Genomic DNA, 1,738 nt, shown 5'->3' on the forward strand with positions numbered 1-1,738 from the left:
CCCACGGAATCAACGAACTGTCCGTTGATGTAGTGCTGGATGCTGGTGGGAAGGTCCTGCGGCACGTAATGGCTTGTGGTCTGTTCGGCGGTGAACGTCATGGGATTTCCTTACTGCTTGAGGTATCGGCGGGGTGTAGCTGCTGCGGCGATGCTGCCGGCGCCAGGGCCGGTCAGCTGTTTTGGGCTTGGCTGAGGTAAGCGTCGAGGGTGGCGGAGCGGTGGAGCCGGGCGGCTTTTTCGATGTCGTCGGCCTCTGCACCGGTTTCAATCAGCCGCAAGAGCTCTTCGTGTTCGTCCACCGAGGCCCGGGCGCGGCCCGGAACAAAGCGGAACGTGGAGGAACGCAATGATGCCAGCCGGTTCCAGCCCCGGTGAACCAGGTCCAGGATGTGCGGGTTGGGGCAGTGCTCGAAAAGGACGCTGTGGAAGTCCCGGTTCAGTTGCGTGAATCGTACGGGGTCAAAGTGCTCCAGGCACTCGCGCATCTCCTCGTTGACCGCCCGCGCCCTGTCGATGTCTGCCGCGCCAATGAGCGGTGCGGACATTGCCGTCGCGGCACCTTCGACGATGCTCAGGGTCTGCATCGTGTAGAGGTACTCGGTGGGGTCAATACCGGAAACCGTTGCCCCCACGTTGCGTTCGAAGGTCACAAGGCCTTCGGCCTCAAGACGGCGGATGGCCTCCCTCACCGGTACCACGCTGACGCCGAGATCCTTGGCGATCGTATTCAGCACCAGACGGTACCCGGGCGTGTACGTGCCTGCCACGATGCGTGCCTTAACTGCCTGGTAGGCCTGCTCGGACTTGCTGCCGGGGACGGAAACAGCCTCGAGTTCGGAGAGAGCCGCGTCAGTCATCGGTACCGTTCTCCTGCGTCATCGTGTTGGCTGTTTCCCACTCCTTGTACCGGACCTGCCAGTCGGAATTCATGGGGTAGAGGCCATCAACGCTGTTGCCCTGCTTGACCATTTCGAAGATGAAGGTTTCTTCCCTCTCCTGCTGGATGCAATCGTCAGCCAGTTCCTCCGCGATAGCCGGCGGAATGACCAGGATGCCGTCGGAATCTGCCACGATGATGTCGCCGGGCTGGACGGTGGCACCGCCGCAGGCGATGGTGATGTCCGTGTCCCAGGGAACGTGGCGCCGGCCCAGTACGGCCGGGTGCGGGTTGGCGAAGTAGGTGGGCATGTCCAGGTCTGCGACGGCGGTGTAGTCGCGGACGCCGCCGTCGGTGATGATGGCAGCGGCGCCGCGGACCTGGGCGCGCAGGGCCAGGATGTCCCCAACGGTCCCGGTCCCTTTTTCGCCGCGGGCCTCCATCACTAAGATCTCGCCCTCGTTGACGGAGTCGATGGCGCGTTTCTGTGCGTTGAAACCGCCGCCGTGTGTTTTGAAGAGGTCTTCACGGTTGGGAACGTAACGAAGGGTGCGGGCCAAACCGACAACGCGGCGGTCAGGGCGGGTGGCTTGAAGGCCGTCGATGCTGACGTTGTTGAGTCCGCGCTTGCGCATCTGGGAGGAAAGGGTGGCGGTGGCAACGCTTTCCAGCTTGGCTTTGAGCTCGGGGGGAAGGGCGGGAGTTACTTCGGGGAGCCCGGCGGCTGCGCGTGAGCCGTACGCTTCCTCACGCTGCATGTCATCAATCTTCGGCTTGGCGCCGAAGTCCGCGAACGGCGTCGTGCCTTGCTCCACCTGGGTGACCAGTCGGCCCGTGGTCATGGTGCCATCGGCAGTGC

At 63.5% G+C, this 1,738-nt stretch carries 2 protein-coding genes; both read right to left on the reverse strand.

Annotation, left to right across the window (positions count from 1 at the left end; all coding sequences use genetic code 11):
- Positions 1-172 precede the first annotated feature (172 nt).
- Positions 173-859 carry a GntR family transcriptional regulator gene (locus RIF72_RS20030; RefSeq protein WP_309076534.1) on the reverse strand — a complete coding sequence of 229 codons (687 nt, stop codon included), beginning with the start codon at positions 857-859 and terminating at the stop codon, positions 173-175.
- The coding region (locus tag RIF72_RS20035; protein WP_309076535.1) for a fumarylacetoacetate hydrolase family protein at positions 852-1,738 on the reverse strand (887 nt) is incomplete at its 5' end. The genes RIF72_RS20035 and RIF72_RS20030, both read right to left, overlap by 8 nt.

Source organism: Paenarthrobacter sp. (genome assembly GCF_031180005.1).
Taxonomy (GTDB): domain Bacteria; phylum Actinomycetota; class Actinomycetes; order Actinomycetales; family Micrococcaceae; genus Arthrobacter.

Coding starts and splice junctions, on each gene's coding strand:
- RIF72_RS20030 (WP_309076534.1), bottom strand. CDS start 859: ATGACTGACGCGGCTCTCTCCGAACTCGAGGCTGTTTCCGTCCCCGGC.